The following is a 2,362-nucleotide window of genomic DNA, read 5'->3' as shown; positions in this document are numbered from 1 at the left end:
GATGAACCAGCGCTCTCGTGGGCTGAGCTGCTGGGGCTTCTGGGCACCGGCCACCCGTGGCTTCTGCGCACCGGCAGCCGCTGAATCCGGTGCCTCAGATGATCCCAACGGGTTGAACGGATCAGCTTCTACCTCATTTGGCTGCCCCGAGGTGGGCGGTGCGACGACTCGGCGCGGCCCGCGACGTCGCGGTGGTTCTGGGCTGGGCTGTGATTTCGAACGAGGCTGTGTTCCTGGGCCGGGCTCCGGGTCACGCTGTGATTCTGGGTCAGACCGATCTAAGGACACGCAGGTACCAACCTTTAGCTGAAGCGGCTGCGCTCGCGCGGTGAGAGGTACTGCTTATTGATGCGATGGGCTTCCTCATCTGTGGCATCAGCTGCACCTCCAAAGCGCACCGGACCGGTGCTGCCCAGCATGCCGCGACCGTGCTCAGCGAACTCAGGTCCCGAGCCCAGACCCACTTTCTCCGCCACCTTCTCGGTGATACCGGAGGGGTCGGTGAAGACCTCAATGGTCCACAGCACCATGTAGTTCCAGCCCAGCTCCTCAAATCGGGCTGGTCGGAGTCGGGAACGTTCACGCACTGTCAGCGCGGCATAGCCGTCCGTGCCATCAGAGACCATCGCCAGCGGCTTAACCCGCGACTCTGCGGTGATCTTGCGCTGGCACGCAGCCAGATCCAACGTCCCGCGGAAACCATCTTCCACACGGCCGCCGCGAGCACGAATGCGGTCCACAAGATCCAGTACCAACGGGTCGGTCAGCTCAGCAGATGCACTCGGGTTACTGGCGGCACCAGCGCCCAGGCGCAGCAACTGGTGCACCAGCAGGGCTCCTTCGCGCAGCAGCGAGGTGTCCAGGTCATCTGCTGCGATAGAGCTGATGACGCGCAGCTGTCCGCGGGCCCGGGTGACCGCCTGGGCGAAGTACTCGCGGCCCCGCGGACCGGAGAGCTCACCCATCTCATGGGAGGCTTCGCCCTTGACGGTGCGGCCAAAGCCCAAGGAGAAGATCACATCATCGCGCACCAGACCGAAGGCGCGCTCCACCGGAGCCACCACAAACCGTTCACCGGTGCCCACCCCTGCAGCCCCGGAGCCGGAGCCGCCGGGGACCCCTGCGGCACCGTGCTCAAAGAACGGCGCAGCCCAGGCGTGGTTGGCCAGGTGCAGCCGGATGGCATCGGCCACCCGTTTGGCATGCCATTCGGAACCGGTGACCACCGCAAGAGAGCGGTTACGTCTGCGCCGGATGTGCTCGAAGACCAGGTCCACTACCCGATTGACCTCGGCGGTGGGTGATTCCACCGGCTCGCGTCCGCCTCCGCGCACACCCTCCAGGTGCTCCACGGTGAGGCGACGCCCCTGGCCGGTGAGCTGTGCGGCGTCGGGGAGTCTAGTCAGCTCCCCGCCGTAGAGCGATAGCGAAAGCAGCTCGGTCAGCTCCTGGTCCACCCCACGGTGAACCTGACGCAGCCGGTACTCCGGCAGGATCCTGGCCAGCTCCGCGTAGATGGACACGGGCACATGGGCCTCAGCTTCCCGTGCGATGGGATCAGCCGAGACCGTCAGCGGTTTGGGCGCACCCGAGACCGGATCTCCGAAGGCCACCACCTGTGCGGACCGGGAGATGGCGCCCAGCGCAGCGGGCACTGTCAGCGTCTCCGCGTCCAGCAGGAGCACGACGTCGAAACGCGGCTTCTGGCCCGCGCCCTCCCCCGCCGCAGTGGCCGGGAACTGCTCAGCCAGACCCAGCGGAGAGGTGGTCCAAATGGGCACCAGCGGCTGGGTCAGCTCCCCGGGCACCGATTCCAGCGCCTCCACAGTGGGCGCGGTGTCACGCAGCAGGCTGCGCAGCTGTGCGGCAGCCTCAGGGTAGGTCTCCAGGGCGGACTTCCAACGTACTGCCAGAGTGTGGTTCAGCCGTTGAGCGCCGGAGGCGATATGGGCAGCATCGGCAGCCCGGTACTCAGCTTCAATGCCGCGCAGGTTCTCACCGGTGGTCATCGCCAGGTAGTCATCCCCGGAGATCATCGCCTCCAGCGCAGACTGCCACCAGGCCAGCTCCAGCTCATCGGCGACCTGGGTGGCAGGCACCTGCCGGCTGGCGAAATCTTCCAGCAGCTCCTTGAAACCCTGTTCACGCAGCTGCTCGGCCAGCAGGGTGCGTTCGGGCAGAGTGTGCAGAGACCGCTCGTCCTCAGCCAGGGAGTCAATGGTGGCCTGAAGTTTCTCGGCGTTGATGTCAAAGAGCGTCTGCTCAGGCTCAGCCGGGGCCAGCACCGCCACCAGCTTCTCCAGGCGGGTCTGCACGGAGGCGACGACGTCGACCAGCCGCTCCAGCCGCTTGGGCACCTTCG

General features: G+C 66.3%; 1 pseudogene. It reads right to left on the bottom strand.

From position 1 onward, the window contains the following. Positions 1-302 precede the first annotated feature (302 nt). Positions 303-2,362: pseudogene (locus TX78_RS13815) on the bottom strand (AAA family ATPase); the annotation flags it as partial.

This window comes from Nesterenkonia massiliensis (assembly GCF_000455245.1).
In the GTDB taxonomy this organism is placed as follows: domain Bacteria; phylum Actinomycetota; class Actinomycetes; order Actinomycetales; family Micrococcaceae; genus Nesterenkonia; species Nesterenkonia rhizosphaerae.
This window is presented reverse-complemented; position numbering and strand designations above follow the sequence as displayed.